The sequence below is a fragment of the Pyxidicoccus sp. M15 genome, from assembly GCF_056858435.1.
This window is the reverse complement of record NZ_CM166495.1, coordinates 2,608,096-2,633,244: the sequence shown is the minus strand read 5'-3', so window position 1 is coordinate 2,633,244 and position 25,149 is coordinate 2,608,096. Positions and strand designations below refer to the sequence as shown.

The 25,149-nt window shown below is 68.3% G+C and carries 21 protein-coding genes and 4 pseudogenes; 12 read left to right on the top strand and 13 right to left on the bottom strand.

Annotation, left to right across the window (positions count from 1 at the left end; all coding sequences use genetic code 11):
* Positions 1 to 214: 214 nt before the first annotated feature.
* On the bottom strand, positions 215 to 658 hold the full coding sequence (locus ACX9TP_RS10620; protein ID WP_482979606.1) for a hypothetical protein: 444 nt from the start codon (positions 656 to 658) through the stop codon (positions 215 to 217).
* A gap of 268 nt (positions 659 to 926) precedes the next feature.
* A complete protein-coding gene (locus ACX9TP_RS10615; protein WP_482979605.1) occupies positions 927 to 1,856 on the bottom strand; it encodes a hypothetical protein in 930 nt (309 codons plus the stop codon).
* A gap of 227 nt (positions 1,857 to 2,083) precedes the next feature.
* On the opposite strand from ACX9TP_RS10615, the gene ACX9TP_RS10610 reads away from it, so the two are divergent.
* The gene (locus ACX9TP_RS10610) at positions 2,084 to 3,298 is read left to right on the top strand and encodes a site-2 protease family protein (protein ID WP_482979604.1); all 1,215 of its coding nucleotides are present in this window, start codon (positions 2,084 to 2,086) and stop codon (positions 3,296 to 3,298) included.
* A 41-nt stretch (positions 3,299 to 3,339) separates the two neighbouring features.
* Here ACX9TP_RS10610 and ACX9TP_RS10605 read toward each other — a convergent pair whose 3' ends face one another.
* The gene (locus tag ACX9TP_RS10605) at positions 3,340 to 3,480 is read right to left on the bottom strand and encodes a hypothetical protein (protein WP_482982375.1); all 141 of its coding nucleotides are present in this window, start codon (positions 3,478 to 3,480) and stop codon (positions 3,340 to 3,342) included.
* 155 nt (positions 3,481 to 3,635) lie between these two features.
* Positions 3,636 to 3,911, bottom strand: a pseudogene (locus ACX9TP_RS10600) (oxidoreductase); the annotation flags it as partial.
* A 1,159-nt stretch (positions 3,912 to 5,070) separates the two neighbouring features.
* Between ACX9TP_RS10600 and ACX9TP_RS10595 the strand changes: the two are divergent.
* The gene (locus ACX9TP_RS10595) at positions 5,071 to 6,321 is read left to right on the top strand and encodes a glycosyltransferase (protein ID WP_482979603.1); all 1,251 of its coding nucleotides are present in this window, start codon (positions 5,071 to 5,073) and stop codon (positions 6,319 to 6,321) included.
* Positions 6,322 to 6,456: 135 nt separating this feature from the next.
* Here ACX9TP_RS10595 and ACX9TP_RS10590 read toward each other — a convergent pair whose 3' ends face one another.
* The 3 genes from ACX9TP_RS10590 to ACX9TP_RS10580 all read right to left on the bottom strand — a co-directional run bounded on the left by ACX9TP_RS10590 (position 6,457) and on the right by ACX9TP_RS10580 (position 10,862).
* On the bottom strand, positions 6,457 to 7,854 hold the full coding sequence (locus tag ACX9TP_RS10590) for a DUF1552 domain-containing protein (RefSeq protein ID WP_482979602.1): 1,398 nt from the start codon (positions 7,852 to 7,854) through the stop codon (positions 6,457 to 6,459).
* Positions 7,855 to 7,859: 5 nt separating this feature from the next.
* Positions 7,860 to 10,187 carry a DUF1588 domain-containing protein gene (locus tag ACX9TP_RS10585; RefSeq protein WP_482979601.1) on the bottom strand — a complete coding sequence of 776 codons (2,328 nt, stop codon included), beginning with the start codon at positions 10,185 to 10,187 and terminating at the stop codon, positions 7,860 to 7,862.
* Positions 10,188 to 10,457: 270 nt separating this feature from the next.
* Complete coding sequence (locus ACX9TP_RS10580) at positions 10,458 to 10,862, bottom strand: hypothetical protein (protein ID WP_482979600.1); 405 nt, start codon at positions 10,860 to 10,862, stop codon at positions 10,458 to 10,460.
* Positions 10,863 to 11,438: 576 nt separating this feature from the next.
* Here ACX9TP_RS10580 and ACX9TP_RS10575 point away from each other — a divergent pair.
* The 3 genes from ACX9TP_RS10575 (at position 11,439) to ACX9TP_RS10565 (ending at position 16,229) form a co-directional block, all read left to right on the top strand.
* Positions 11,439 to 12,872, top strand: a complete 1,434-nt coding sequence (locus ACX9TP_RS10575) for a hypothetical protein (RefSeq protein WP_482979599.1) — start codon at positions 11,439 to 11,441, stop codon at positions 12,870 to 12,872.
* A gap of 253 nt (positions 12,873 to 13,125) precedes the next feature.
* The gene (locus ACX9TP_RS10570) at positions 13,126 to 14,808 is read left to right on the top strand and encodes a DUF1592 domain-containing protein (protein ID WP_482979598.1); all 1,683 of its coding nucleotides are present in this window, start codon (positions 13,126 to 13,128) and stop codon (positions 14,806 to 14,808) included.
* Positions 14,805 to 16,229: a DUF1552 domain-containing protein gene (locus ACX9TP_RS10565; protein ID WP_482979597.1), complete on the top strand. Its 1,425-nt coding sequence runs from the start codon at positions 14,805 to 14,807 to the stop codon at positions 16,227 to 16,229. Before ACX9TP_RS10570 ends, ACX9TP_RS10565 begins: the two co-directional genes overlap by 4 nt.
* Positions 16,230 to 16,243: 14 nt before the next feature.
* Here the strand turns inward: ACX9TP_RS10565 and ACX9TP_RS10560 are convergent.
* Positions 16,244 to 16,488, bottom strand: a pseudogene (locus ACX9TP_RS10560) (hypothetical protein); the annotation flags it as partial.
* Between ACX9TP_RS10560 and ACX9TP_RS10555 the strand changes: the two are divergent.
* Positions 16,479 to 17,033 carry a dihydrofolate reductase family protein gene (locus tag ACX9TP_RS10555; RefSeq protein ID WP_482979596.1) on the top strand — a complete coding sequence of 185 codons (555 nt, stop codon included), beginning with the start codon at positions 16,479 to 16,481 and terminating at the stop codon, positions 17,031 to 17,033. The pseudogene ACX9TP_RS10560 and the gene ACX9TP_RS10555 sit on opposite strands and share 10 nt — an antisense overlap.
* A 218-nt stretch (positions 17,034 to 17,251) precedes the next feature.
* On the opposite strand, the gene ACX9TP_RS10550 is transcribed toward ACX9TP_RS10555, so the two are convergent.
* Complete coding sequence (locus tag ACX9TP_RS10550) at positions 17,252 to 18,130, bottom strand: hypothetical protein (RefSeq protein ID WP_482982145.1); 879 nt, start codon at positions 18,128 to 18,130, stop codon at positions 17,252 to 17,254.
* Positions 18,131 to 18,190: 60 nt separating this feature from the next.
* Here ACX9TP_RS10550 and ACX9TP_RS10545 point away from each other — a divergent pair.
* Positions 18,191 to 18,950 (top strand): annotated as a pseudogene (locus tag ACX9TP_RS10545) (AraC family transcriptional regulator); the annotation flags it as partial.
* A 30-nt stretch (positions 18,951 to 18,980) separates the two neighbouring features.
* Here the strand turns inward: ACX9TP_RS10545 and ACX9TP_RS10540 are convergent.
* The 3 genes and pseudogenes from ACX9TP_RS10540 to ACX9TP_RS10530 form a co-directional block, all read right to left on the bottom strand.
* Positions 18,981 to 19,074 (bottom strand): annotated as a pseudogene (locus ACX9TP_RS10540) (integrase core domain-containing protein); the annotation flags it as partial.
* Between the two features lie 12 nt (positions 19,075 to 19,086).
* The gene (locus ACX9TP_RS10535) at positions 19,087 to 20,034 is read right to left on the bottom strand and encodes a hypothetical protein (RefSeq protein ID WP_482979595.1); all 948 of its coding nucleotides are present in this window, start codon (positions 20,032 to 20,034) and stop codon (positions 19,087 to 19,089) included.
* Positions 20,035 to 20,085: 51 nt separating this feature from the next.
* Positions 20,086 to 20,385: a winged helix-turn-helix transcriptional regulator gene (locus ACX9TP_RS10530; RefSeq protein ID WP_482979594.1), complete on the bottom strand. Its 300-nt coding sequence runs from the start codon at positions 20,383 to 20,385 to the stop codon at positions 20,086 to 20,088.
* A gap of 127 nt (positions 20,386 to 20,512) precedes the next feature.
* Here ACX9TP_RS10530 and ACX9TP_RS10525 point away from each other — a divergent pair, with 127 nt between their 5' ends.
* From ACX9TP_RS10525 to ACX9TP_RS10510, 4 genes are all read left to right on the top strand, one after another.
* Positions 20,513 to 20,857, top strand: a complete 345-nt coding sequence (locus ACX9TP_RS10525; RefSeq protein WP_482979593.1) for a nuclear transport factor 2 family protein — start codon at positions 20,513 to 20,515, stop codon at positions 20,855 to 20,857.
* Positions 20,854 to 21,633 (top strand): SDR family oxidoreductase, encoded by a 780-nt coding sequence (locus ACX9TP_RS10520; RefSeq protein ID WP_482979592.1) that lies wholly within the window; start codon positions 20,854 to 20,856, stop codon positions 21,631 to 21,633. Before ACX9TP_RS10525 ends, ACX9TP_RS10520 begins: the two co-directional genes overlap by 4 nt.
* A 39-nt stretch (positions 21,634 to 21,672) precedes the next feature.
* Positions 21,673 to 22,053 (top strand): phosphopantetheine adenylyltransferase, encoded by a 381-nt coding sequence (locus tag ACX9TP_RS10515; protein WP_482979591.1) that lies wholly within the window; start codon positions 21,673 to 21,675, stop codon positions 22,051 to 22,053.
* A gap of 192 nt (positions 22,054 to 22,245) precedes the next feature.
* On the top strand, positions 22,246 to 22,740 hold the full coding sequence (locus ACX9TP_RS10510) for a TlpA family protein disulfide reductase (protein WP_482979590.1): 495 nt from the start codon (positions 22,246 to 22,248) through the stop codon (positions 22,738 to 22,740).
* A gap of 306 nt (positions 22,741 to 23,046) precedes the next feature.
* Here ACX9TP_RS10510 and gcvA read toward each other — a convergent pair whose 3' ends face one another.
* Positions 23,047 to 23,985 carry a transcriptional regulator GcvA gene (gcvA, locus tag ACX9TP_RS10505; protein ID WP_482979589.1) on the bottom strand — a complete coding sequence of 313 codons (939 nt, stop codon included), beginning with the start codon at positions 23,983 to 23,985 and terminating at the stop codon, positions 23,047 to 23,049.
* Between the two features lie 273 nt (positions 23,986 to 24,258).
* On the opposite strand from gcvA, the gene ACX9TP_RS10500 reads away from it, so the two are divergent.
* Positions 24,259 to 25,041 carry an SDR family NAD(P)-dependent oxidoreductase gene (locus ACX9TP_RS10500; protein ID WP_482979588.1) on the top strand — a complete coding sequence of 261 codons (783 nt, stop codon included), beginning with the start codon at positions 24,259 to 24,261 and terminating at the stop codon, positions 25,039 to 25,041.
* The last annotated feature ends 108 nt before the right edge of the window (positions 25,042 to 25,149 follow it).

Sequence of the window (25,149 nt, the reverse complement as noted above, 5' to 3'; positions counted from 1 at the left end):
CGCCGTAGTCTACTGACGAAGGGGACATTCCGATGCCCCGGATCAGGATGGCAGTGTACCGCACCGGGTTGTTGAGACACCGGGTTGGTCGTATTCAGGGCGCCTGCTTTGGCTACATCAGCTCTCGTCGGGCCTTCTGGGCAGGGAAGGCAGCGCCGAGGATGCGCCCGCGTTCGCCCTCCGGTTTGCCCGCGCAGAAGTCCAGTCAGGGCAGTCAGACGGCCACGGGGGCACGGGATGCGGCGGCTTTCGCTTCGGCCTCCTTCTTCGCGAGGATGGACGCACTGGCGGGTCCCACCAGCAGACTGCCCATCCAGAAGAAGAAGCCGAGCGTCGGATAGAGCAGCTCGAGTTGCCGGCTCGCGCTACCGCCCTCGTCCGCGGGGATGGAGTGCAGGTACCAGGACAAGGTGGAGAGTCCGACGAGCACCGTCACGACGCCCACCCAGAAGGCCCCTCGGTACCTGCCCATCAACAGCAGGGTGAGCGTGAGCAGCTGCAGGGGATTCGCGAACCAGCCCCACTGCATCACGAACACGCCCAACCAGCCGGTGAGGAGAAGGTTCAAGCCCCACATCGAGTCCTCCTGCCGCGTCCCGGTGTTGTACAGGACGACGGCGGGCTGGGCGCAGCCCAGGACGAAGAGGATCGCCGACAAGGCGGCGGCGGTCGCCCGGGTCAACCGGAGCGAGGAGGCGCGAGCAACAGGAGGTCCAGAGCGAGTGGGCACCATGGGGCCGCGGATTCTACCCTCCAAATGCTGGAACCGCGGAGGAAGGCCTCCAAGGGTCGGGGCCGTCCTGCCGACGCTCATCGCATACGGCACCGCTACAGGAACTCGTCCCCTCCCCCAGGCTCCGGCTCCTGTGCGGAGAGGAGAACATCCCCGGGCCGCTGCTCCACGCGGAGGCCCAGGCCCATGGCCGTCAACTCCTCGAGCGCGGCGAGGGCCGCCATGACGGGCTGGACATCGGCAACCCTGACAGGCACGGCGATGCGCTCCAGACGCGAGCCCACCCGTTCCAGCAGCGCGTGCGGGGGAGTGCCTCGATGTATCGGCCATACTGATAGGCGGGCGCGCTCAGCTGGGCGACCTCGGAGGGCGAGACGGTCGCGACCATCGCATCGAAGCGCGCCCTCACCTCCTCCACCGAGGTGTCCTGGCGCCACAGGCCGAGCAGGGAGCGCAGGAAGTCCATCAACGGTTGCGACCGGGACGAGCCCATCTGGCCTGAGGCGACCTCCAGCGCCCGCTCGGCGCGTGCGGGGTCGGGCTCGACGAAGAACAGCGGCAGCACCTCCTCGAGGCCTGGAGAGTAGAGGGGCTCGGCGAGTCGCTTCGGTGCACCCGCGAACGAGCGCAGCGTCTCGGGTTCGAGCGGCTCACCCGCGAGCCAGCGGCACCACAGCGCCTCGAGCGAGCCCGCGGCCAGCGACGTGCGGCGCAGCAGATGGGGTCGTGCCTGCTCCACGCCTCCGAACAACAAGACGGTCACCAGTTCCTCGGCGGAAGCCCCCTCGGGGAACTCGAGCGCATCCACCCCCGTCCAGCGGGCGTACCGCTTGCGCTTCAGGTCGCGCTGGAACTCGCGCGCCACCTCGCTCCACGCGGACCACGGCACACCGAGCGCCGCGTAGTCCGTCCGGAGGCGCTCGTCCGCAGGGGCTGAGACCTCGTTGGGGCGCTTCTTGGAGTCGGCCCGCACGCGCTTGAGCTCCTTCGCGAGCGCTGGCAGCTCCTCCGCCGGACAGCCGCCAGTCAGGAGCCGCAGGTGGGAGATGGGAACGCCGTGCAACTTGAGCAGCCAGGACTTGAATGCCGACCAGGCGGGGGCGGAGAGGTGTCGGAATTCCACGGTCTGTCCTGGCTCAGGAGACAGGCTCGCTCCCCGCGATGGGTCGTCGGGCCAGGTGGCCTGCTCCGTCATGATAGCTTCAGCTTGAGCCATGGAGGCCTGCTGCGGAGCAGGAAGAGCATCGGCACCTGTGCCTCCCCAAAACCCGGAGTGAGCGAGGCGCGCACGTCTTGCCGGACCGAGCGGGCTCGGAGGACGCGCAGCGGAGCTGATAGCCTCGCCGCCCCGTGCTCCACCTCGTTGCCAACCTCTTCGTCTTCCCCGTCCTTTTGGCCCTGTGCTGTGTGGGGCTGAGCCACGGCCTGTCGTGGAGCTCGCTCGTCAACGCGGCCCTCTTCCCCGCGCTGATGCTGGCGAGCGTCGCGGTGCACGAAGCAGGGCACGCCCTCGCGGCCCGCGCGGTGGGGCTCACGGTGCTCCGCATCGAGCTCGGCATGGGACGCCGCGTCTGGCGCGGACGGCTGGGGCGGACCGACGTGGTGCTGAACGCCTTCCCCACGCTCGGGATGACCTATTGCGGCGCGGCGACGGAGCGCGCGCTGCGCACCCGCTTCTGGTTCCTGGTCGCCGGAGGCCCGGCCATCACCGCGGCACTGGTGGTGATCCTGTGGCCACCGACCTCCTCCCCCTGGCACGTCGTGCTGCCACTCGAGGCGTTCGCGCACAGGATTGCGCCCCGCGAGCTGCTCGTGTTCTTCAACCTGTGGCTCCTCGCCTTCAACCTGCTGCCTGTGCCGCTTCTCGTGCGGAGTCTGGGCATGGTCAACGACGGCGCCCGGCTGCTCACCATCCCGTTCTCACGCCAGGACGAGGCGCGAGACATGCTCGACCTGGCGGTGCTCCTCGATTCGACCGAGCGCGTCGAGCGGCGGGACTTCACCGGCGCGCGCGAGCTCCTGGACGAAGCCCTTGCGCGACGCCCCGCGTCCGTCCCCCTGCGCAACGTGCTCGGCACGGTCCAGCTCGCCGAGGGGGAGCACGCCGAGGCGCGCGCCACCTTCCTCGGCCTCCTGCGGGATGTGTCCCCCCAGGCACTGTCCTTCTGGGTCATCCGAAACAACGTGGCCTGGACGGACTTCCTCCTGCGCCGGGAGGAGCTGCGCGCGGAAGCGGACGAGCACTCGGCCGCGGCGTACGCGCGGCTCAAGAACGTCCCCGCGGTCGTGAGCACGCGGGGCGCGGTCCTCGTCTGGCTGGACCGCTCCGCCGAGGCGGTGCCCCTCCTCGAGCGTGCCTTCGTCGCCACCAGCGCACCTTCGAGCCGCGCGAACGTCGCCTGCACCCTGGCGCTGGGCTGCGCGCGGCTGGGCGACCGCGGAAGCGCAGCACGCTGGCTCGCCCGCGCCGAGGAGAACGACCCGCACTGTGCCCTCCTCAGCGAGGCCCGCGCCGCGCTCGCCCCTCCCCTCACGGCTCCCACCAGCACGGCCGCAAGCGCCTGAGCGCCGCCGGGCGCGGCCCGGGCTTCGAGCCCACCTCAGGCTTAGCGCAGCGTCGGGTAGTCCGTGTAGCCCCACTCCTCGCCTGTGAAGAAGGTGGAGGCGTCCATCGGGTTGCGGGGAGCCTCGTGCCGGAAGCGCTCCGGCAGGTCCGGGTTGGCGAGGAACGGCACGCCGTAGGCCACGAGGTCCGCCTCGCCCAGGGCAATCGCCGCCTCGCCGGTCCGCGCGTCGTCGCCACCGTTGACGATGAACGCGCCCTGGAACGCCTTGCGCAGCAGTTGGAGCCATCCCGCAGGAACTGGTCCAGCAGGTAGCCGTTGCTGCCACGCAGCTCGACGCCATCGAAGCCCGCCTCCCGGGCATTCTCCGCCGCGCGCAGGAACTGCTCGACGACGCCGGGCAGCTCCCCGGTCTCGAGCGCTCGCGGCGTCACGACGCGCTTCTTACCCTCGAACGTGAAGACCTCCCCTTCGTAGCCAATCGCCGAGGGAGCCACCGGCAAGCGGCCGTCATGGAAGTCCGGGTGCGAGACACGCCCCTCGTGCCACAGCTGCGCGAAGATGTTTCCGCACGCCGCGTGGACGGCCGCCCTCACCCTCCTCCAGCCCGCCACCTGCTCGGGTGAGTGCACGCCAGGCGTGCGGATGTACCCTCCAGTCCTTCCGGAAGGGTGTCCGGAAGTTCTCCCATCTCTTCCGCTCAGCCTCCTTTTTGTCCGGCGACAACTTGGGATAGTCGCAGCAGCAGTGGAAGACGCCGTAGCGGCTGCCGGCTTTGACGGGCAGCGGTGGGATGACGAGGCGCCCCTCCCAATCCAGCTTGATGTCGGCCAGCCACATGCAGCCCATGACCGGGGCGCACTCCCGCTGGCACGTCCTCATGAACTCCTGCCTGCACTGCCAGGGGCCGTAGAAGAGAGCCGTCTTCATCCGCCCGCCGAACACTGGAATCCAGGGCAGCTCCTTTCTTCGTCGCGGGTTGGATTCGCGGAGATGGGTCGGAACCAGACCCGGCCGTCCCGTGAGTCGTGGAGCATCCGGCGAGAATCGCGACCAGCACCGTCGAGCGCAGCTTCAACGAGATTCCTCCTGGAGCTGGTCCTCTTCAACGAGGCCATCCCGCACAATTACCTGAAGGGCCTGGCAGCTCACGAATCCGGGCTGTGGGAAGGTCATGCCACTACTGCGGTAGGTACCCATCGATTCGGAAAGTCTCCCCCCTTCACTGGGATAAGGCCGAAGAGGAGGCTCCGTCCCCGCTCCTATTTCGGGGCGGGCGCGGCGCGATCAGTGGGGCGGAAAGGGGGTGAACGCCATGCTGAGCGCCGTGAGGAAGCTGGTGGCCTCGCCACTCACCCGCAGGATGATGGCGGCCGTCGCATTCGCGTTGGCCGAGCATCTTCGGGAGCAAGTGAGGCACGGGCACTGATGCCCGGGGGAAGACCCGCTGCGGATGGGCGGGACTCCTCCTGCCTTCGGAGAAGGCCGCATCGTTGAGGTGCGACCACGCCACTCACTCCAGGAGGAACTGCACGATGACGAAGGCCATCAGCCTGTCCGCACAGCCGAGTGACCCTCCCGCCCAGCACGAACCCACGCGCGGCCCCTGCGCGGGCCGCATGGTTTCCGTGGCTTGGAGAACCACGTCATGAGACACTAGCCACACATCTCGAAGGGTGTGCGTCGCGCTCCTGGCACGCACAGGTTCCTCGGTGGTCGGGCCGCCACCTTGCCGCGGTTGTTGCCGCAGGCAAGCTCCAGTGTGGGGTCTCCATGCGCGTGCTCATTTCCACCTACGGTACTCGAGGCGATGTCCAACCCTTCGTTGCGCTCGCCAAGGCCCTGAAGGCGCATGGCCATGTCGTGGCGCTCTGCACACCCACCGGCTTCCGAGACATGGTGGAGCGTCACGGCATTCCATATGCGCATATGGACAATGCAGTGCTGGAGGTGACGGAGGCGGTTCTGCGCGCCCCAACACGTGCCGAGCAGCGGCGGCTGTTCAAGGGGTTCGGTGCCATCGTCCGGGCGGGCCTGGAGGACGAGTGGCGAGCGGCGCGGGAGCTGGAGCCGGACGTGCTTGTGTACCACTCCAAGGCGCTCGGCAGTCACCACATCGCGGAGAAGCTCGGGGCCGCCGAGTTGCTAGCGTTGCCGCTGCCGCTGACTCCAACGCGCGAGTTCCCAGTGCCGATAGTCCCGGCTTTCCGACTCGGCGGTTGGCTCAACGCGCTCAGCTACCGAGTCCTGACCTTGGCCAACGCGGTTTGGGCCGGCGCAACCAACGACTTCCGGGTGAAGACACTGGGCCTCGCGCCGCTCTCACGCTTCGCGGACCCGATGAAGAAGGCCAATGGCTCCGCAGTGCCGGCACTGTACGCGTACAGCGAGCATCTGCTGCCACGTCCCACCGACTGGCCTCCCCAAGCGCAGGTGACGGGCTGCTGGTTCCTCGACGAGGCCGACCGATGGACTCTTCCCGCAGCGCTGCAGGCGTTCCTCGAAGCGGGGCCGCCGCCCGTCTACGTCGGCTTCGGCAGCATGGGCGCGGCGCATGCCGATTCTCGCGCTGCCACCGTCCTCAAGGCCGTGGCGTTGACCGGCGAGCGCGCAGTGCTGGCCACGGGCTGGGGAGGATTAAGGGCGGACACACTACCACCCAACGTATTCATGTTGGAGTCCGCACCACATGACTGGCTGTTCCCTCGAATGAGCGCGGTGGTGCATCACGGAGGGGCCGGCTCCACGATGGCGGGCTTGCGTGCGGGCAAGCCCACTGTCATCTGCCCCTTCCTTGGCGACCAGCCCTTCTGGGGGCACATGGTTCTCCGCGCGGGCGTAGGGCCTCAGCCAGTACCGCAGAAGTCGCTCACAGCCGAACGGCTCGCGAATGCCATCCGCACTGCACTGTCCCCGACGGTACGGGCTCAGGCCGCAGCGGTGGGTGAACGCATCCGAGCAGAGGACGGAGTCGCGCGCGCCGTCCAAATCATCGAGCAGGAGCATTCGAGGTGGAGCCACTGAAGTTGCCCCGGTTCCGCAGAGCGTTCCGGGCTTTCGCCATCAGGCAGCAGCCCGGTATTTCAGAGGGCCCCGCGCCGCTTCCTGTTGGGCGCCTGCGGCGGCGGGCGTCACAGCCGCCCAGCCCGCTCTCGCGGCTCAGCCATACAGCTCGCTCAGCGGTCCCGGCGCGATGCGCGTGCTGCCCTCCTGCCCGAAGGTGTTGAAGTCCGCATCTCCGAACGCGTGGCCGAGCGTGTTGAAGAGATTGGAGACCTGCCGGTTCCGGGCCGCGTCGTACTTCGGGTACACGACCGTGCGCCCGTCGGTCTTCAGGCCCAGCGCGTTGCCGCCCACCACGAGCTTCGGCCACTCACGCGCGGTCGAGTGGTGCTGCTCACCGTTGTCGGACATGAAGACGATGGCGGTGTGATCCAGCATCGAACCGCTCGCGCCGACCTCGGGCGTGGCGGCCAGCGTCCTCGCCAGGTTCGCCACCAGCTGCACATGGCGGCGGGTGACCTCGGCGACGCGCTCCCAGTTCTGTCCTGCATCCAGACCGTGTTGCAGGCTGTGTCGCGGGATGTCGGTCACGTCCGGGCCGTAGGCCACGTCGAAGCCCGAGGTGCCCGTCGCCAGCACCACCGTGTTCGTCAGCCCGCCCAGGAGGGACGCCGTGGCGATCTGGAACTGCGCCTCGAACCACTTCAGCGAGTCGGGCGGTGAGCCCGCGCCGGTGATGAGCGGGTTGTCCTTCGGCGCCAGCGGCAGGTGGGGCCGCACGCGGTCCGCCATGCCTGCGAGCTGATCCTCCCGCGTGCGCAGCGACTCGAGCGAGGAGACGTAGCGCTCCAGCTTCAGCCGCTCGTTGGAGTTGCCGCTGAACCCCGCCAGCGCCTTCCGCGAGTCGGCCAGCGCGAAGTCGAAGAGCATCTTGCGATCGCGCCCACTCGTCGAGCCGCCGAGCAGCGAGCCGAAGGTGCTGTCGAACGCGAGCGACGGGTTGACGATGATGCCCGCGGGCTTGCGTGGGCCGAGCGCGCAGGTCTCGTACACGATCGACACGCGCGCGGAGCTGGTGCCCAGGCGCAGCACGTCGAACGGTGCACCACGGCGCAGGCGAGGTGCAATCACCGCGTCGAAGGTCGCGCCCGCGCCGTTCACCGCGCAGCTCAGCCCGCCCGTCCCGCTGGAGTGCCCGCCGCCCGCGATGAGGTTCGAGAGTCCCAGCAGCACGGCGGAGCGGTTCACCAGGTCGATGTTGCCGGAAGACGCCGCCAGCGGCCCGAGACTGAGCGCACTGGCGAGATTGTCGCCCTCACGCACCAGCGGCGTGTCCTTGTACGCGTCCCAGAAGAGGCGGTCGGAGGTGTTGGCGCGTCCACCCAGCGCCGCGCGGGTGCCCGTGCTCAGGAGCGCGCGGGGGTAGACGCCATTGCACTCGAGGACCAGCACCAGGCGCGCCGGCAACGCTGACGACTGGGCGTAGACGTCGTGGAAGTAGGGCGCGAAGAGGCCGGCGGCCATGCCCTTCAGGACGGTTCGTCGCGAGAACATGGCAGTCACTCTCCAGCCCGCGGCAGACGCCGCGTCTTCCAGGTGTCACTGGTCATCAGCGTGGTCAGCATCTTGGAGAACGAGCCGCTGTTCTGGTCATAGGCCTGCTCCATCTGCGTCAGCGTGCAAGCGTCGCTCAGGTTCTCCGGGCGGCCCATGAAGTAGCGGAAGGCCTGTCGCACGAAGCAGCGTTTCACGTGCCGCGAGGTCGCCAGGCGCTCGCTCAACTCCACCGCGTCGCGCACCGCGCCGTCCAGCGCGGGGTCCGGCATTGACGTGAGCGTCGAGCTTCCGTCCGGCGTGGTCCAGCCTCCGCTGGTCGAGTGATCCCGCGCGCGCAGGAAGCCCGCGTGGTTGTAGATCTCGAAGGGCAGGCCGAGCGGATCCATCAGGCGGTGACAGCCCTGACACTGCGCTCCGGCGGTCGCCTCCTGCAGGCGACGGCGCGCGTTCTTGTCGGCGGCGTGAGCGCCGACCTGGGCTGCCACCTGCACGCTGCTGAGCGGCGGGACGAAGCCGCACAGGAGGTTCTCGCGCACCCACTTGCCGCGGTGGACGATGGACGGATCGTCCTCGAAGTTGCCGCCGTGCGCGGCCAGCCACACCGGGTGGGTCAGCACGCCCGCGCGCTCGGCGTCAGGCAGCTTCTTCCAGCGGCCCGCGACGGTCGCCGGGAGGATCTCACTGACGTTATAGGGGTGCGAGAGGCCCTTATGCGAGTCGTACGCCGCGTGCTGCATGGAGGGCACGTAGAAGGTGCGCGTGGTGAGCAGGTTCGCCAGCACGTCCCGATCCTCGACGACCACCCGCGCGATCAGATCGTCGAACTGCTGGATGAAGGTCGGCTCCAGCGGATGGAAGTTGGTGAGCAGGTTGTCGTACGAGACCGAGCTGATGTAGCCGAGCCCCTCGAGCTCGAAGCGCGAGGTCGCCGCCGGGGACTCCTTGAACACCGCGGACACGTGCTCGTAGCCGAGCCACTCGCGGAAGAAGCCCGCGACGCCGTCACCCAGCCAGTACTGCCCGCGCTTGGAGCGCTGCTCCTCGTTGTAGTCCTGCACCAGGTCGAAGCGCGGTGTCCCGTTCTGGTTGGCGTCGACGCCGCCCAGGTGCTTCTTGATCAGGGCGGTGGTCGTCGCATCCTGCGTGAGCGAGCCATCCTTCGCGGCAATGGCCACGTCCGCCAGATGCCCCTCGAGGGGCGCGGAGTAGTACGGCCACACGAAGCTCGGCGTGGCCGAGGGCGCGCGCCCCGCGAGCGCGTAGGCCAGCTGCGAGCCCAGCTCGAGGCTGGTCAGCTCCACGCGACCGTCGGCCGGCTCGCCGCCCATCTCGCGGCGGAACATGGCGCCGGTCATCAACCACGCGGCGTTGGAGATCCGCGTGATGGAGTCCGCGCGGTTTCGCGGGGAGTTGCTCGGCTCCTGCGCGATGACCTCGGTCGCGAAGGCGGTGAGGCGGGTGAGCTCATCCTCGGTGGGCGGGCGGAAGAAGACGCCGAACTCGAGCATCTGGCCGAGGTGGAAGCGCTTGCAGGTGTCGCTCGGGTTCGCGTCGTTGAACATGCAGCTGAAGCGGTTGTCGGTGTAGACACGCTCCATCCGGTTGCCGTCCGGGTAGTTCATCGTCCACGGCGCGGCGGCCTCGCCGACCACCGGCAGGAAGAGCTCCACCGTGGCCTCGTCCAGCGTCTCGTCCGTGGCCCAGGAGCTGTACTGCTCGATGGCGCTGGGATCGAGCGGGTTGTCGTAGAAGCTGAACCCGGTCCAGCTGCGCTCGACCGAGCCACCGACGTTGCGGGTGAACTCGCGCCGGTTCATGCGGCGGATGCGCGTCGGCGCATCCGAGCGCACGCCTTCGGTGCAGGTGAAGAGCGCGGACTGTTCGAGCAGGTTGGGCTCGGACACCACGGTCACGGGCGGGCCGCCCGTGCCACTGCAGAGGGGCATCCCCTGCCCGATCCAGGTCTCGAGCGCGGCGAGCTCGGCTGCGCTCGCGCGCTCATGCGAGGCCGGCGGCATCGGAGACGCATCGTCGCGCATGCGGATGAGCGCGCGCTGGGCGTTGCTGAGCCTCCCATCGCTCGCCGAGCTCACCCGCATGTCGTGCAGGGTGCGCAGCGGCATCGTCGCCCCCTGGGCCGGCAGCGCGCCGTGACAGCTGGCGCAGCGATTCGTGAGCACCGACTGCACCACGCACGCTGCGCCCAGGTTCTCGCCGGGCCCGTCAGGCTCACCTGGGTTGTTGGGGCCTCCGTCGTTGGTGTTTGGCTCGATGGAGCCCTTGCACGCAACGAGGCTCAACAGTCCGGCCAGCAGGAGGACGCGGTTCATCCGGCCAGACTGGCACGGACGGCGGGGGGGCTAGCAAGCAGGTCCTGCCAAAGGGCTCAGCACACCCGGGGCCGGCGAGGTCCCATGGCGGCGGCGCGGAGTGAGAATCGCCGAGGCACCGCCCACACCGTCTCGCGCACGCAAGAGGCTGAGCGCTCGTGACAAAGGGAGCGCCAGCCCTCTCTGCCAAGGTGAGGAGCCGGGCCACTACCTCCGGCGTGCTGCCCTGGCGGCCATTGAGAACCCGGACGCCGCCACAGCAGAGAGGGCTCAGACATCTTGGTAGACATAGGACACACGAAGGTCGTGCGGTCGTGCATGGCCCGTGAGGTACACGTCTGTGCCGGCCATGCCTGTCTCCTCAACGGAGTTGAGCACGAAGCCGGGACCTGCTGGGAGGCCATCGTCGAACCAGCGTAGCAGCAACTCGTGGGCGAAGAAGGCAAGTATCCGAGGAGCCGCAACCGGGTCAACGAGTGCCCGTGCTGGCTCGGGCCATTCGAGGGCACGCAGGGACTGGTCCAGCGGGTCATCCGGCGCGGGAAACCGCTGGTAGTCGCTCACCAATCCTGTCCAATCGCGTTCGAGCAGCGCCACTGCATATTTTCCAGGCAAGATGACTTCGTAGCGCACCTCAGTGATTCCTGGAGTGCGCCAACGTTGGTTGAAGTTCATGGTACGCACTCGCAAGGCATCCATCGACACGGGGCGGCCACCCACGAGGCAACTGGCTCTATTGGGCGGTATCGGAAAGCGGTGACGCCATTCGTTTTGATAAACCATGTCTCCCGCCTGCCTGAGCGGGAGGCCGGCGTCCAAGCTTCTGGCCTCCCGTATGGCGCTGTGCCCATCCCGACTCAATCACCCCGTCATTGGTTCGTCAAAGCGCACGATATGACAACGACTGCTGTACTGGAGTGAGCGTCGCAACGACGTATGCAACTGAGAGAACACAAGCAGGTGGAGGGTAGAAGTGAGCGTCACCCGCTTCAGTGGCTCTCCCGCACTTCGTGTGGTTTCCCTCGAGAGAATAGACAGACTCGGTAGGTCGTCACCGGAGCTGCTTGAGTTCCAAAAACCGACCCGGCCGAGATAAGCTCCAAGCTCCGGGATGTTGGCCCCTCAATTGCTTTGGGCTGAGGCAGCCCCCCGTCTCGTCACTGGAAGCCGAGCCCCTATGCGTTCCCGCCCTTTCGTCTCTGTCCTCCCGGCCCCTTCCACCTCGTCTGTCCGCTCCAAGGAGGTGGCCCTGTGAGCCGCATCGCGGGATGGGTGGTGCTGGTGCTGGCGCTGGTCGTGTCGTACCGCCCGTCCGAGGCCGCGCAGGCCAAGAAGACGCAGGCGCAGAAGACCCAGGTGGCGGTGCTGCGCCCGGAGGGCCGCCAGGCGGATGCGCTGCGCAGGGTGCTGACGCAGGAGCTGGGCAAGAAGGGACGCGGGCGAGAGGTGCTGCCCGCGAAGAAGGTGGATGCCCAGGTGAAGCTCATCCGCGGCGGTCCGAAGACGGATGGGCAGCGGCAGGCGCTGGCGAAGAAGCTCGGCGCGGACGTGCTGATCCTCGCCTCGGTGAAGGGGACGAAGCGCTGGGACGTGGAGGTCCGCGCCTACTCCGGCAAGGACGGCACCCTCCTCGCGGAGGCGCGCTGGGACGTCCGCACCCACCGCGCCTTCCCCGACGTGCGGCGCGAGCTCGAGCCCAAGCTGGGCGCGGCCCTGAAGGCGGGCCCGGAGCAGAGCATCCCGCCTGCCGCCGTCACGCCTCCGACACCTGTCTCCGAGCCGGAGGTCGCGCCCCCGGCCCCCATCGCGGAGGCACCGCGCCCGGCGGCGGAGGCACCGCGCCCGGCGGCGGAGGCACCGCGCCCGGCGGCGGAGGCACCGCGCCCGGCGGTGGTGAAGCCTCCTCCGCCCACCGTGAAGAAGGAGGAGCCGCCGGTGAAGCCCGAGCCGAAGGCAGCCGGCCTTCGCAACCTGGACGGCCCCATCCTGGAGGCGCTGCTGTCCGGACAGGGGCTGTTCCGCCGCTTCAACTTCTCGGGCAACAACGCCAACGAGCTGCCCGACTACAGCCTCAACAGCGCCGCGGCGGCGAGCCTCGCGGTGAGCTACTTCCCGCTCTCCCACTTCACGGATGGGATGGTGCACAACCTGGGTATCGTGGCGCGGGGCTCACGCACCCTCGGGCTGTCCACGCGGCTCCCGGATGGCTCCACGTACGGCACCACCGCCCAGCTCCTGGAGGGAGGCCTGCGCTTCCGCCTGCCGCTGCGGTGGCTGGAGGTCTCGGTGGGCGCGCTGTACGGCACCCACTCCTTCGCGATGGAACTCCCGCCGGAGAGCACCTTCACCCTGCCCGACGTGGACTACCGCTTCGCGCACGTGGAGCTGGGCCTGCGCAAGGCGCTCACCGAGCGATGGGCCATCGCCGCGCGCGTGGGCTACCAGCACGTGCTGAGCGGCGGCGAGCTGTCCTCGGACGACTACATCCCGGAGCTGAGCGGCTCCGGACTCGATGGCGAGCTCGCCGTGGAGTTCGCCCTGACGCGCATGCTGGGTCTGCGGCTGGGCGGAGAGATGCGGAGCTACTCCTTCACCGCCGACGCCGCGGAGGGTGCCCCGGTCTTCGCCGGCGGCGCCCAGGACCTGTACTTCAGCGGTCAGCTCGGCGTGTATCTGAGGCTGTAGCACCGGCGCATTGAGGGGGTCTGTCCCCCACGCATGTGGCGCCTCCTCCACACTTTCCGCGAGGCCCGCACGAAAAGTCGGGTCTGATGAAATACGGATGCACATGTGACACGAGTTTTTCAGTATCCGTGTCATCGGGCCATTGACCGATGCGCGTGCGAGTCGCGGATACATTGACAGGAACGCGTAATCCATCCGATGGGTATGTCTCCCAATGATGGAGGCGCTCGTGCCGAGGATGCGGTCACAACGGTTGTCACGAGAGCCAGCGGAGCGGGGACGGTGGTGGCGCCCGGTGGTGCTCGGGCTGGTCTTGAGCGGGGCTGCTGGCTGCGAAGGAACGATCTCCAACCCGGAGGGCCCTGGTACGCCCCCGCCCACCGTCATCGAGACGCCAGCCCCGTCCGTGCGGATGGCGCGCCTGACGCACGTGCAGTGGACCCACAGCGTGCAGGAGCTGCTCAGGCTGGACGCACCGCCCACCACGCTGGCGGGCACCTTCCGCGCGGACCCCGCCCAGGGCGGCTTCCTCTTTGACAACGATGCGCGCGCCCTCTCCGTCGACGAGGCCCTCTGGGGCGCCTACCAGCGCGCCGCCGCGGAGCTCGCCGGCCAGGTGACGACGGACGCGACGAAGCTCGCGCGCCTGCTGCCTCCGTCGGCCGCCACCAGCGAGGAGCGCGCCCGCGCCTTCGTGGAGTCCTTCGGCCTGCGCGCGCACCGGCGCCCGCTGACGTCCGAAGAGGTGGAGAGCTATCTCGGGCTGTACCGCAAGGGGCCCCAGGCCTACGCGGACATGTCGGCCTTCGAGGGTGGCATCCGGCTGGTGATCGAAGCCTTCCTCCAGTCGCCCCACTTCCTCTACCGCGTGGAGCGCAGCACGGAGGCCGTGCAGGACCGGGTGCCGCTCGACGACTACGAAGTGGCTTCGCGGCTGAGCTACGGCCTCTGGAGTGCCATGCCGGACGATGCCCTGTTCGCCGCCGCGAGCGAGGGCACCCTGCACTCCCGCGAGGGCGTAGCCACACAGGCACGGCGCATGCTCCAGGACGCGCGCTCGAAAAAGGTGGTGGAGGCCTTCCACCGCACCCTCTTCGACGTGCCCCGCTATGCCGCCATCCGGCCCTCCCTCACGCGCTACCCGCAGGTGTCCGAGCGCCTCGGGGAGTACGCGGCCCGGGAGACGACCCTTTTCGTCCAGGACGTCGTCTTCTCCCGCAAGGGCGGCTACAGCGACCTGCTCACCTCGCCTGCCACCTTCGTCAACGACGAGCTGGCGCGCGTCTACGGGCTGAGTGGCACGTTCACCGCCGACTTCGTCCCCGTGACGCTGGAATCGCGCGAGCGCAAGGGCGTGCTCACCCAGGTGGGCTTCCTGGCCTCGCACGCGACGTCGGTGGACCCGGACCCCATCCACCGCGGCGTCTTCGTGTCCGAGCGCATCATCTGCCGGAAGATTGGCGCGCCGCCGGCCAACATCCCACCGCTCCCCGCCCCCCAGGGCCGCACCAATCGCGAGGTCGTCGCCTCGCACACCGAAGTGGCAGGGACTGTGTGCGCCAGCTGCCACTCGAACCTCATCAACCCGCTCGGCTTCCCCTTCGAGAACTTCGACGCCATCGGCGGCTACCGCACCACGGACAACGGACATCCGGTGGACGCCAGCGCGTCTCCCAACATCAACGGAGAGACGGTGCCGGTGCGCGACGCGCTCGACCTGGCGGACGCACTCGCGGCCAATGAGGCGGTGCATGCGTGCTACGCGCAGCACTGGGTGGAGTACCTCCACGGGCGCCCGTTCGCCAACGAGGATGTGCCGCTGGTGGAGCGGCTCGGAAAGCTGTCGAAGGCGGGCAACCTGTCCATCGTCGACCTCGTCGTGGAGGTCGTCACCAGCGAGGGCTTCGTGAATCGCCACCCGGAGGAGCTGCCATGAAGCTGAGTCGCCGGATGGTATTGAAGGGCCTGGGCGGGACGATGCTGAGCCTGCCGTTTCTCGAGGGGTTGATGCCGAGGACCGCCCGCGCGGCGGACTCGGGGGCGCTGCCGTACGCCATCTTCTTCCGGCAGGCCAACGGCGTCGCCTCGGCCCAGACGACGTCGGAGCTCGGCGCGGAGCCGGAGCGCTTCTGGCCGCGCACCCTGGGTGCGCTCACCGCGGAGAGCATCGCCGGGCGGGCCGTGGACGTGCTCAAGGACCACCGCGCGCACCTGCTGCTGGTGCGCAACGTCAACATGAAGGACTACAACTACGGGGACGGCCACGCCCGCGGCGCCATGCAGGGGCTGACCGCGCGAGGCCCCGTGGTGGAGGGCGCGGGCGGCGGCTCGGAGTCCGGAGGCGAGTCCATCGACCACCGCATCGGCCGCGAGCTCAATCCGCAGCAGCGTGACTCGCTCGTCTTCTACGCGGGCCGGCGTGGCGGCTGGCTCGGGGGGCCCTGCCTCTCCTACCGGAGCAGCAACGTGCGCCGGGCCGCGCTGCATGACCCGTGGAATGCGTACCAGACGATGATTGGCGGCCCGGGGGGACTGACTCCCGAGGCTCGCGAGCAGCTCCTCGTCCGGCAGCGCAGCGTGAACGACCTGGTGAAGGCCCAGCTCCAGGCGCTCCAGCAGCGTCCCGAGCTGAGCGCGTCCGACCATGAGCGCTTGGACCTGCACCTGTCCAACGTCCGGGACCTGGAGGTCGCCCTGAGCTGCCGCATGCGCGCGGACCAGGAGCTCATCCTCCAGCAGCAGGCGCCCGGCTACGACAGCACGGACGGCACCGAGGTGCTCGCCACCGCCAGGCTGCACATGGACATCGCCGTGATAGCGATGGCGTGCGGCACCAACCGCGCGGCCGTCATCCAAGTGGGCAACGGCAACGACGGCGACACGCGCTACCGCAACCCGGACACGGGGCAGTTGATGGAGAACTTCCATTACGTGTCCCACCGTCGCTCGTCGCACGACGCCAGCGGCGGCATCATCACCGGTTCGGACCTGCTGCACCACCACGTGGACGTGCAGTTCGCGAGCGCCTTCAAGCACCTCCTGGACCGGCTGGTGGCCTACCAGATGCCGGACGGAAAGCGACTCATCGAGCACGGCGTGGCTGTCTGGTACAACGACCTGGGCAACGGGCCGGCTCACTCGGCGCGCAATGTGCCCTTCGTCCTGGCGGGGAGCTGCAATGGCTTCCTCAAGCAGGGCGTCTACGTCGAGGCGTCGGGCGGCGGCAATCCCAACCACAACCGGATGCTGAACACGATTGGCACCGCCGTGGGGCTGAGGAACGCGGCCGGCGGGAACCTGGACGACTTCGGCGACCCGGCGCTGACCAAGGGCGTGCTCTCCGAGCTCATCGCCTGAGTGGACGATTGCGTCCTGCTCCAGTGTTCGGCGCTGGAACGTGACGTAGGCAGAGCTGGCAGGGTCCGATGCGGCGCAGCAGCAGGTGCTGAAGTCGACGGCGCACCTGGGGCAGCGCCCACCGCATCCTGCTCCGGGGGAAAAGCGCTCGGCGGAGCGCGAGGAAGCCGTGGGCCACCATGCAAAACGTGGCGTGGTGATGGCTCGGACTGCTGCGCGCTGGGCGCGATTTTCGTAGAATCCCACGCCATGGGCCTCCTCACCTTCGGTCTCAATGTGACTTTGGACGGGTGCATCGATCACACCCAGGGCATCGCGGACGACGAGCTGCACGACTATTGGACGCAGCTCATGGAGCAGAGCGGGGCGATGCTCTTCGGGCGCAACACCTACGAGCTGATGGAGGGAGCCTGGCCCGCGGTGGCACGCGACGAAAAGGCGCCGCGCGCGATGCGCGAGTGGGCACAGAAGCTCGAGGCGAAGGCGAAGTACGTCGTGTCGGGCTCGCGGAGCGACTTTCCTTGGCAGAACACGATCAAGGTGGAGGGTGACCTTCGCGAGGCGATCTCGGCGCTGAAAGCGAAGACCGAGCGGGGTGTCCTCGTCGGAGCGCCCAAGCTCGCGGCTGCGCTCGAGGAGTTGGGGCTCATCGACGAGTACCGCATCGTCGTTCATCCCATCATCAGTGGCCGCGGGCCGACGTTGTTTCATGGCCTGTCGAGTGCGCGGCATCTCGAGCTCCTATCGACGCAGCGGTTCAAGTCCGGCGTGCTGGCGCTCCACTTCCGTCGCAAAGCGGGCTGAGAGTGGAAGGACCGAGCGCTTCACCGGCGGCTGCCTGTGCGGCAGCGTCCGCATCGTCGCGTCGGGACGGCCGTACCGCGTCGGCGCAAGACCCGACTCGACAGGAGCTGGAAGCGCTGGAGACGCAACGGACGCCCCAGGTGGAGCTGGGGCGACTGATGGAGGAAGGACTCCAAGGGCCGCGGCCGTCCGGATGACTCTCATCGCATACGGCAGCGCTACAGGAACTCGTCCCCTCCTCCAGTCTCCGGCTCCTGTGCGGAGAGGAGAACATCCCCGGGCCGCTGCTCCACGCGGAGGCCCAGGCCCATGGCCGTCAACTCCTCGAGCGCGGCGAGGACCTCCATGACGGGCTGGACATCGGCAACCCGGGCAGGCACGGCGATGCGCTCGAGACGCGAGCCCACCCGCTCCAGCAGCGCGTGCGGGGGGAGTGCCTCGATGTATCGGCAATACAGATAGGCGGGCGCGCTCAGCTGGGCGACCTCGGAGGGCGAGACGGTCGCGACACTCGTATCGAAGCGCACCCTCACCTCCTCCACCGAAGTGTCCTGGCGCCACAGGCCGAGCAGAGAGCGCAGGAAGTCCATCAACGGTTGCGACCGGGACGAGCCCAGCTGGGCCGAGGTGACCTCCAGCGCCCGCTCGGCGCGTGCGGGGTCGGGCTCGACGAAGAACAGCGGCAGCACCTCCCCGATGCCTGGAGTGTAGAGGGGCTCGGCGAGTCGCTCCGGTGCACCCGCGAACGAGCGCAGCGTCTCGGGTTCGAGCGGCTCACCCGCCAGCCAGCGGCACCACAGCGCCTCGAGCGAGCCCGCGGCGAGCGACGCGCGGCGCAGCAGATGGGGTCGAGCCTGCTCCACGCCTCCGAACAACCAGACAGTCACCAGGTCCTCGGCGGAAGGCCCCTCGGGGAACTCGAGCGCATCCGCCCCCGTCCAGCGCGCGTACCGTTTGCGCTTCAGGTCGCGCTGGACCTCGCGCGCCACCTCGCTCCACGCGGACCAGGACACACCGAGCGTCGCGTAGTCCGTCCGGAGGCGTTCGTCCGCAGGAGCCGAGACCTCGTTGGGACGCTTCTTGAAGTCGGCCCGCACGCGCTTGAGTTCCTTCGCGAGCGCGGGCAGCTCCTCCTCCGGACAGCCGCCGGTCAGGAGCCGGAGGTGGGAGATGGGAACGCCGTGCAACTCCTGCTCGCGCGCGGAAGCGCTCGCTTGGAAGTAGAGGGACTCGAGAGAGCAGTCACCCTGTCGGCCGGAGACCTGGCCCTGCTTCCACACGGCGGGGAGCACACGCTCCGCGACGCGGAAGGAAGTCCGCTCCACATCCTGGGGCAGGGCGAATGCAAGCGAACCCGGGGGGATGGGGCCAATACGGCTCGGAGGCGATGGCGAACGCGCCACCCTCGTCGCGGGCTCCTTCCGGCTCGGCGCCTCGCCGCGCACGCTGCTGTTCGAGCGGCTCCCGCGCCTCGTCCACGTCGCCGCGGATGACCCGGCGATAGCCCCGTCGCTGGCGTCGACCGCTCAGTTGCTCATCACCGAGAGTGCCTCATCCAGCCCGGGGGCGACCGTCATCATGAGCCGGCTCGCGGACATCCTGCTCGTGCAGGCCCTGCGGGCGCACATCGCGACAGGTCAGTGCCGGGAACATGGGCTGGGCGCGCTCGCGGACCCCCAGATTGGAAAGGCCCTCTCGCTCATCCACGAGAGACCCGCCGCCCCATGGACTGTCGAAAGCCTCGCATCGTCCGTCGCCCTCTCACGCTCCGGCTTCGCCGCCCGCTTCACCGCGCTCGTCGGAAAGCCCCCCTTGGAATACCTCGCACGGTGGCGGATGACGAAGGCCGCCCAACTCCTTCGAGAGAGCGAGACGCCGTTGAGCGAGCTCGCGACGGTCATCGGCTACCAGAGCGAGGCTTCGTTCAATCGGGCATTCAAACGCTGGGGAGGGAGCGCCCCGGGGGCGTACCGGCGCGAGCACCGCCGGGGGTGAGGTAGCCAAGGCTCGAATGGGGCCGAACCTGGTTGTAGTGCTGTCGTCACATGGAGACTCACAACTGGAAGATCTTCTTCCAAGCCGAGCCGTCGTGGGAGAAGGCTTCGTCGACGCCGGCCACCACCAGGAGGCCGTCGGCCGAGGCAACGTGCGCGAAGTTGCTCATCGGCGGCTGGCCGATCGGCAGCGGCCGGGCCTTCCCGGTCGAGACCTCGTACAGCGCCTCGTCCGTCGACACGATGACGAACTCCTGGTGGCTGACGATCTCCTGGAAGAACTCGTCGCCGCCGAGCTTGATACGTATCGGCTTCCACTGGCGGTTGCGCCCGACCCACACGTCGTGCCGGTCGGTCGTGAGGTAGACCTGCCCGTCGAAGGCGCAGACGATCTTCTCGAAGTTGGCGTCGGTCGGCACCTCTACCTGCGTCCAGCGCTTGCCGTCGAAATGCCAGAGGTTGCCCCGCGGGCCGCAGGCGTAGAGATCGTCGTCGGAAAAACCGTCGATGTCGTCGAAGCCGGCGTTCTCGAGATTCCCCTTCAGCGGCTTCGTCAGGGCGTCGGTGGTCAGGCGCTGCCACTTGTCGGGTGCGGTGCGGCGGTAGACCTCGCGGCCGACGCCGACCGCATAGGCGAACCCGCCCGCGATGCAGCGAACCGACGTGAAGAACGCCGGCTTCCTGCGGGTGATGGATTTCTCGTCGTCGTCATCGCCGTCGCCGAGCACGTACACCTCGCCCGGGTCCGCGATGAAGAGCCAGCGGTCGGCCGGCTGGCGGGGAACGCAGCCGTGGATGCCGGTCGTCTCGTGCCACCCGCGCACGGCCCATTGGTCGGCTTTCTTGCGGTGGGGGAAGTGAAAGAAGATGGCCGTGGGACGAGGTTCGAGCGAATCGTCCTCTTCCCAGTTCTGGGCGGTGAAGGCGATCATGTCCTTGTTGCGGACGTGGCACGACTCGATGCCGAACGCTTCCAGGTCCTCCAGTACTTCCGCATACGAGCTCATGCCTGACTCCCTTTACTTGTCGGTTCATGGGGTCGTTCGCCGGGTTTCTCATCACACTCTTGCCGGCCGTCGCTGACGCTTCGGCGTTGGCCGCTTCTCAGCCCACGTCAGGAGTTCGTCGAGCGCCGGGCAGAGCGACTGCCCCCACTCGGTCAGGTGGTACTCGACCTTGGGCGGCACCTGCGCGTGAACGATGCGAGCGACGATGCCGTCCTGCTCGAGCTGCCGAAGCTGCTGGATGAGCATCTTCTGCGTAATGGCTGGGATTGCGCGCTCCAGTTCCGAGAACCGGAGCTTCTGCCCACCGAACAGGTGGAAGAGGATGACCAGCTTCCAGCGGCCCTCCAGCATCTGGATGGCCTCCTCGATGCCGCTGGCAGCCGTCGCTGGCGTATGGTGTTCATGCTTACCCAGAAGTAAGTACCCCACTTTTTTGTGTGTTCTTGCGGAACAGAACCGTACTCACTACATGATGGGCATGCAAACAACGCCCAATCCGCCCCCGGACCTGCCCGCGCCGATCACCAGATACTTCGCACACGAGACGACCAGCCCTGCTGTCGTGGCCCGGTGTTTCACCGAGGATGCCCTCGTCGTGGACGAGCGCCACGAGCACCGCGGGCGCGCTGCCATCGAAGCGTGGAACGCTGCCGCGCACGGCAAGTACAAGTTCACGACAGAGCTGCTCGCGGCGGAGTTCGACGGCTCCTGCACCACGGTGCGTGCGAACGTGACGGGCAACTTCCCAGGGAGCCCCATTGCGCTCCGCTTCCGCTTCACCCTCGCGGGTGGACTCATCACCCGATTGGAGATTGCACCGTGAGTTTCGATCTCGAACTGAAAAACCGCCGCGCGCTTGTCACAGGAGGCACGAAGGGGGTCGGCGCGGCGGTCGTCACGGCCCTCGTCGAGGCCGGCGTCAAGGTTGTCGCAACCGCACGGACCGTTCCCAGCGACACGCCGGGTGTGCACTACGTCGCGGCCGACGTCACCACTGTCGAAGGCGGCGCGTTGGTGGCGCGCGACGCGCTCGCGCACCTCGGCGGTATCGACATCCTGGTGCATGTGCTCGGCGGCTCGAGCGCGCCCGGAGGTGGCTTCGCTGCGCTCGGCGAGGACGAGTGGCAGAAGGAGCTCAATATGAACCTGATGCCCGCGGTTCGGCTCGACCGGGCGCTCTTGCCGTCGATGCTGGCGCAAGGTGCGGGCGTCATCGTGCACGTCACGTCCATCCAACGCGAGCTGCCCCTGCCAGAATCAACGACGGCGTATGCCGCGGCGAAGGCGGCGCTGTCGACCTACAGCAAGTCGCTCTCGAAAGAGGTGGCGCCCAAGGGCGTGCGGGTGGTCCGCGTCTCGCCGGGCTGGGTGGAAACAGAAGCCTCGGTGCACCTGGCCGAGCGCCTCGCCGAGCAGGCCGGCACCGACTACGAAGGTGGCAAACAGCTCATCATGAAGTCGCTCGGCGGCATCCCGCTCGGCCGCCCCGCCAGGCCCCGAGAGGTCGCCGACCTCATCGCGTTCCTCGTGTCGCCGAGGGCGGGCTCCATCACCGGCACCGAGTACGTCATTGATGGAGGTACAGTGCCGACGGTATGAGAGGTGGCGCCCCACCGCGTGCCCCCTGCTGGAGTCCGTATGCGCCACGTCGTATCGACGATGCTTGTGTTCGTGGGCATCATTCACCTGCTGCCACTGCCTGGTGTTCTTGGGAGCGAACGGCTCGCCGCGCTCTACGGCCTCTCCTTCGCAGAGCCCAATCTGGCGATTCTCATGCGCCATCGCGCGGTGCTCTTCGGCCTTCTTGGACTCTTCCTGGTCTTTGCGGCGTTTCAACCTTCGCTGCAAACCACGGCATTCACCGCCGGCTTTGTCAGCGTCATCTCCTTTCTCTGGCTGGCCCGGTCCGTGGGTGGATACAACGCCCAGCTCGCGCGCGTTTTCATGGCGGACATCGCTGCCCTAGTCTTCCTGCTGGTGGGTGTTGCCGCCCATGTCTACGAGCGATTTCGTGGCTGACCTGTCCCCTTGCCCAGCCTGCCCGGGTTTGGACAGAGCCGGCGGAGGCGCATGTCGCAGCAGCCAGGGACACGGTGCATGCGTGGAGCTTTTCGTGGGCGGCTGAGGCGTCCTTCCGGGACACCGCAGCCGCCGGAACTCCCTCACGGAAAGAAGATGCGCGGGCGTGCTTCCGTACGCATATAGAAGCCCATGCGCCGTCTCCTTTGCTTCCCGCTCCTCCTCGCGCTCGCCCTGGTGCAGGGCGCGTGTGACCGCTATGACCGCCCCGGCACGCCGGTGCCGGAGACCCTGCGGGCCGAAACGCTGGAGGGCGAGCGCATCGACCGGGAGGCACTGCTAGGCCGTCCCTGGGTCATCAACGTGTGGGCCCCAGGCTGACACTCCTGCGCCCGGGAGTTGCCCGAGCTCGAAGCCCTGAGGAGTGAGTACGAGGCGCGCGGCGTCGGCTTCCTCGCGCTCTCGCTCAATCCCAGCGAGGCGAAAAACCGCCAGACTGCGGCCGAGTTGGGGGTGCACATGACCGTGGCCACGGCGAAGGGGGAAGTCCTGGCCCCGCTGCGCATCTCCACCGTGCCCGCCACCGTCTTCGTCAACCGAGAGGGCGTGGTGGTGGCGGCCGTCAGCGGGGAGCGCTCGCGTGGGTTCTACGCGCGGCGCTTGGAAGCGCTGCTCGCTGCGCCGTAGCTGCTGGAAGGCCAGCGCGCGGAAGGGACCGAACAGGGGTTCCACCAGCCTGTTCGGTGCGCCAGGGAAGAGCTATGGCCGGGTGGGTGCCTTGAAGGAGGACAAAGGATTCAGCGGCATGAGGGATGGCCGCGGGCGAAGACTTGGGAGCACCTGGGGGAAGAGCCCGGCACAGCGGACGCCCGTTCCGACCATGCGACCAGGCCATATCAGGACATCGCGCCGGGCCGTCGGCACTCGCTACGACAGGCCCGCGCTCAGGTACCTCGACATGGGGCAAGTGGCTGTCCGCCTCACCTCCCCGCACTACCTGAATCCGTCTGGGAGGGCCTGGCGCTCGGACGCCTCGCGAACGAGCCATTCACGAAACGCCACCAGCTTCGCGAGCGTGGCGCACTCGGGTCGGTAGACGACGTAGTAGGCGAGTCTGGAAGGGAACTCGACCTCGGGGAACAGGCGCACCAGCCGGCCCGCCGCGAGGTCGTCATGCGCCATGATGCTGCGCGCCAGCGCCACGCCCTGCCCGTCGATTGCGGCCTGAAGTACCGCAGCGGAGTTGTTGATACGGAGTCCTCGCTTCGTCTCGACGTCCTTTGCTCCCGCCTTTTCAAGCCAGGCATCCCACGTGGCGAATCCCGCCCGAGAATCCACGGAGCGGTCGTGGATGAGTCGCAGGCCGCCCAGGTCCGAGGGCCGACGCAGACGGCGGCCCTGCCGGAGGAGCGCAGGGGAACAGACGGGATAGACCTCTTCGTCGAGAAGCTTCTCCGAGACCAACCCGGGCCAGTCTCCCGCTCCGTAGCGCACGCCGATATCCACACCGCGCGCGGCGAAGTCGAGCAGGTCGATGGACGCATCGAGCCGGACGTCCAGCTCTGGCCATGCGGATTGGAAACGCTCCAGGCGCGGGAGTAGCCACTTGGCCGCGAAGGCGGGGCTCACCGTCACCGTCAGCACCCCGACCGGTGCGCCTTCCTTCAGCCTCGCGACTCCGACGCTCAGCCGCTCGAACCCCGCGCGGATGTCCGGCAGCGCCCGCTGAGCCGCTTCGGTGAGGACCAGCCGCTTGCGCCCACTCGTGCCCCGATGGAAGAGCGGCGTGCCGAGCGCCTCCTCGAGGACTCGCACAAGTTGTCCGACCGCCGCCGGAGTCACATGAAGCTCGGCGGCCGCGGCAGAGAAGCTCTCGTGCCTGGCACTCGCCTCGAAGGCGCGCAGGGCGTTGAGGTGTTCGGGCACATTCATGGCCGGTCAAGATTTCCTTTACTGGACGCCAAGAACATCTCGGTTGCTGCGACAAGACCCCGGGAGCATGAATCCTTCGTCGCTCCGCTATGGGAAGCGCCTGACGCGCCGACCTTGGCTCGGAGTGGAGCCTACGTCGAGGCAACCCCTCGATGGATAGTTGTTCTTTCACCTCGCACGGACATCAAGACGGAGTGACGCCTTCCGTGTCGGGCCGCCGCCGACCGCAGCGGCCCGACACTCACCCATTGCCAGCAAGGGAGCACCTCTCAAATGAATGCGCGATTCACCCATCAGAAGCTCATCGTCGTAGGGGGCACCAGCGGAATGGGGAAGGCCGTGGCTCGAATCGTCCTCGAGGGGGGCGGGCAAGCCGTCGTCATCGGGCATCGAGAAGACAAGGTCCAGGCCGCCGTCGGGGAACTGTCTGCGTCCGGCCCCGTCGAGGGACTGCGCGCGGACATCGCCTCCGGCGCGGAGAGACAGGCCCTGGTGGCCCGGCTGCAGAAGGACCACGCCGACGCGACGCTGCTGGTGAACGCGGCGGGCGTCTTCCTGCCCAAGGCGTTCCTGGAGCACGAGGAGCGCGACTACGACCTGTACCTCGACCTCAACAAGGCCACCTTCTTCATCACGCAGGCCGTCGCGAAGTCCATGGTTGCGCGGGGCAAGGGCGGCGCCATCGTCAACATCGGCTCGATGTGGGCCAGGCAGGCCATCCAGGCCACGCCGTCCTCGGCCTATTCGATGGCCAAGGCGGGGCTCCACTCGCTCACGCAGCACCTGGCGATGGAGCTGGCCAGCCACGGCATCCGCGTCAACGCCGTCTCGCCCGCCGTCGTCGAGACGCCCATCTACGAGGGCTTCATCCCCAAGGAGCAGGTCCACGGCGCGCTCCAGGGCTTCAACGCGTTTCATCCCATCGGCCGCGTGGGTCGTGCGGAGGACGTCGCGCAGACCATCGCCCACCTGCTGTCGAACGAGACCGCGTGGGTCACCGGCGCCGTCTGGGACGTCGACGGTGGCGTCATGGCTGGACGCAACAAGTACAGCTGAACCCCTGGCCCGCCCGCTCCTGCCCCCATGCTCCTCCATTCGGACTTCTCCCAACGCGCCGCCGTCACGCCCGAGCAGTACCGGTGGGTCGCGTCACCGCACGAGCAA

Bases quoted from the DNA above. Each gene is read 5' to 3' on its own strand.
- ACX9TP_RS10535 (WP_482979595.1), bottom strand. From the start codon at position 20,034: ATGAGCTCGTATGCGGAAGTACTGGAGGACCTGGAAGCGTTCGGCATC.
- ACX9TP_RS10525 (WP_482979593.1), top strand. From the start codon at position 20,513: ATGCAAACAACGCCCAATCCGCCCCCGGACCTGCCCGCGCCGATCACC.
- ACX9TP_RS10595 (WP_482979603.1), top strand. From the start codon at position 5,071: ATGCGCGTGCTCATTTCCACCTACGGTACTCGAGGCGATGTCCAACCC.
- ACX9TP_RS10585 (WP_482979601.1), bottom strand. From the start codon at position 10,187: ATGAACCGCGTCCTCCTGCTGGCCGGACTGTTGAGCCTCGTTGCGTGC.
- ACX9TP_RS10555 (WP_482979596.1), top strand. From the start codon at position 16,479: ATGGGCCTCCTCACCTTCGGTCTCAATGTGACTTTGGACGGGTGCATC.
- ACX9TP_RS10515 (WP_482979591.1), top strand. From the start codon at position 21,673: ATGCGCCACGTCGTATCGACGATGCTTGTGTTCGTGGGCATCATTCAC.
- gcvA (WP_482979589.1), bottom strand. From the start codon at position 23,985: ATGAATGTGCCCGAACACCTCAACGCCCTGCGCGCCTTCGAGGCGAGT.
- ACX9TP_RS10580 (WP_482979600.1), bottom strand. From the start codon at position 10,862: ATGAACTTCAACCAACGTTGGCGCACTCCAGGAATCACTGAGGTGCGC.
- ACX9TP_RS10530 (WP_482979594.1), bottom strand. From the start codon at position 20,385: ATGCTGGAGGGCCGCTGGAAGCTGGTCATCCTCTTCCACCTGTTCGGT.
- ACX9TP_RS10500 (WP_482979588.1), top strand. From the start codon at position 24,259: ATGAATGCGCGATTCACCCATCAGAAGCTCATCGTCGTAGGGGGCACC.
- ACX9TP_RS10590 (WP_482979602.1), bottom strand. From the start codon at position 7,854: ATGTTCTCGCGACGAACCGTCCTGAAGGGCATGGCCGCCGGCCTCTTC.
- ACX9TP_RS10565 (WP_482979597.1), top strand. From the start codon at position 14,805: ATGAAGCTGAGTCGCCGGATGGTATTGAAGGGCCTGGGCGGGACGATG.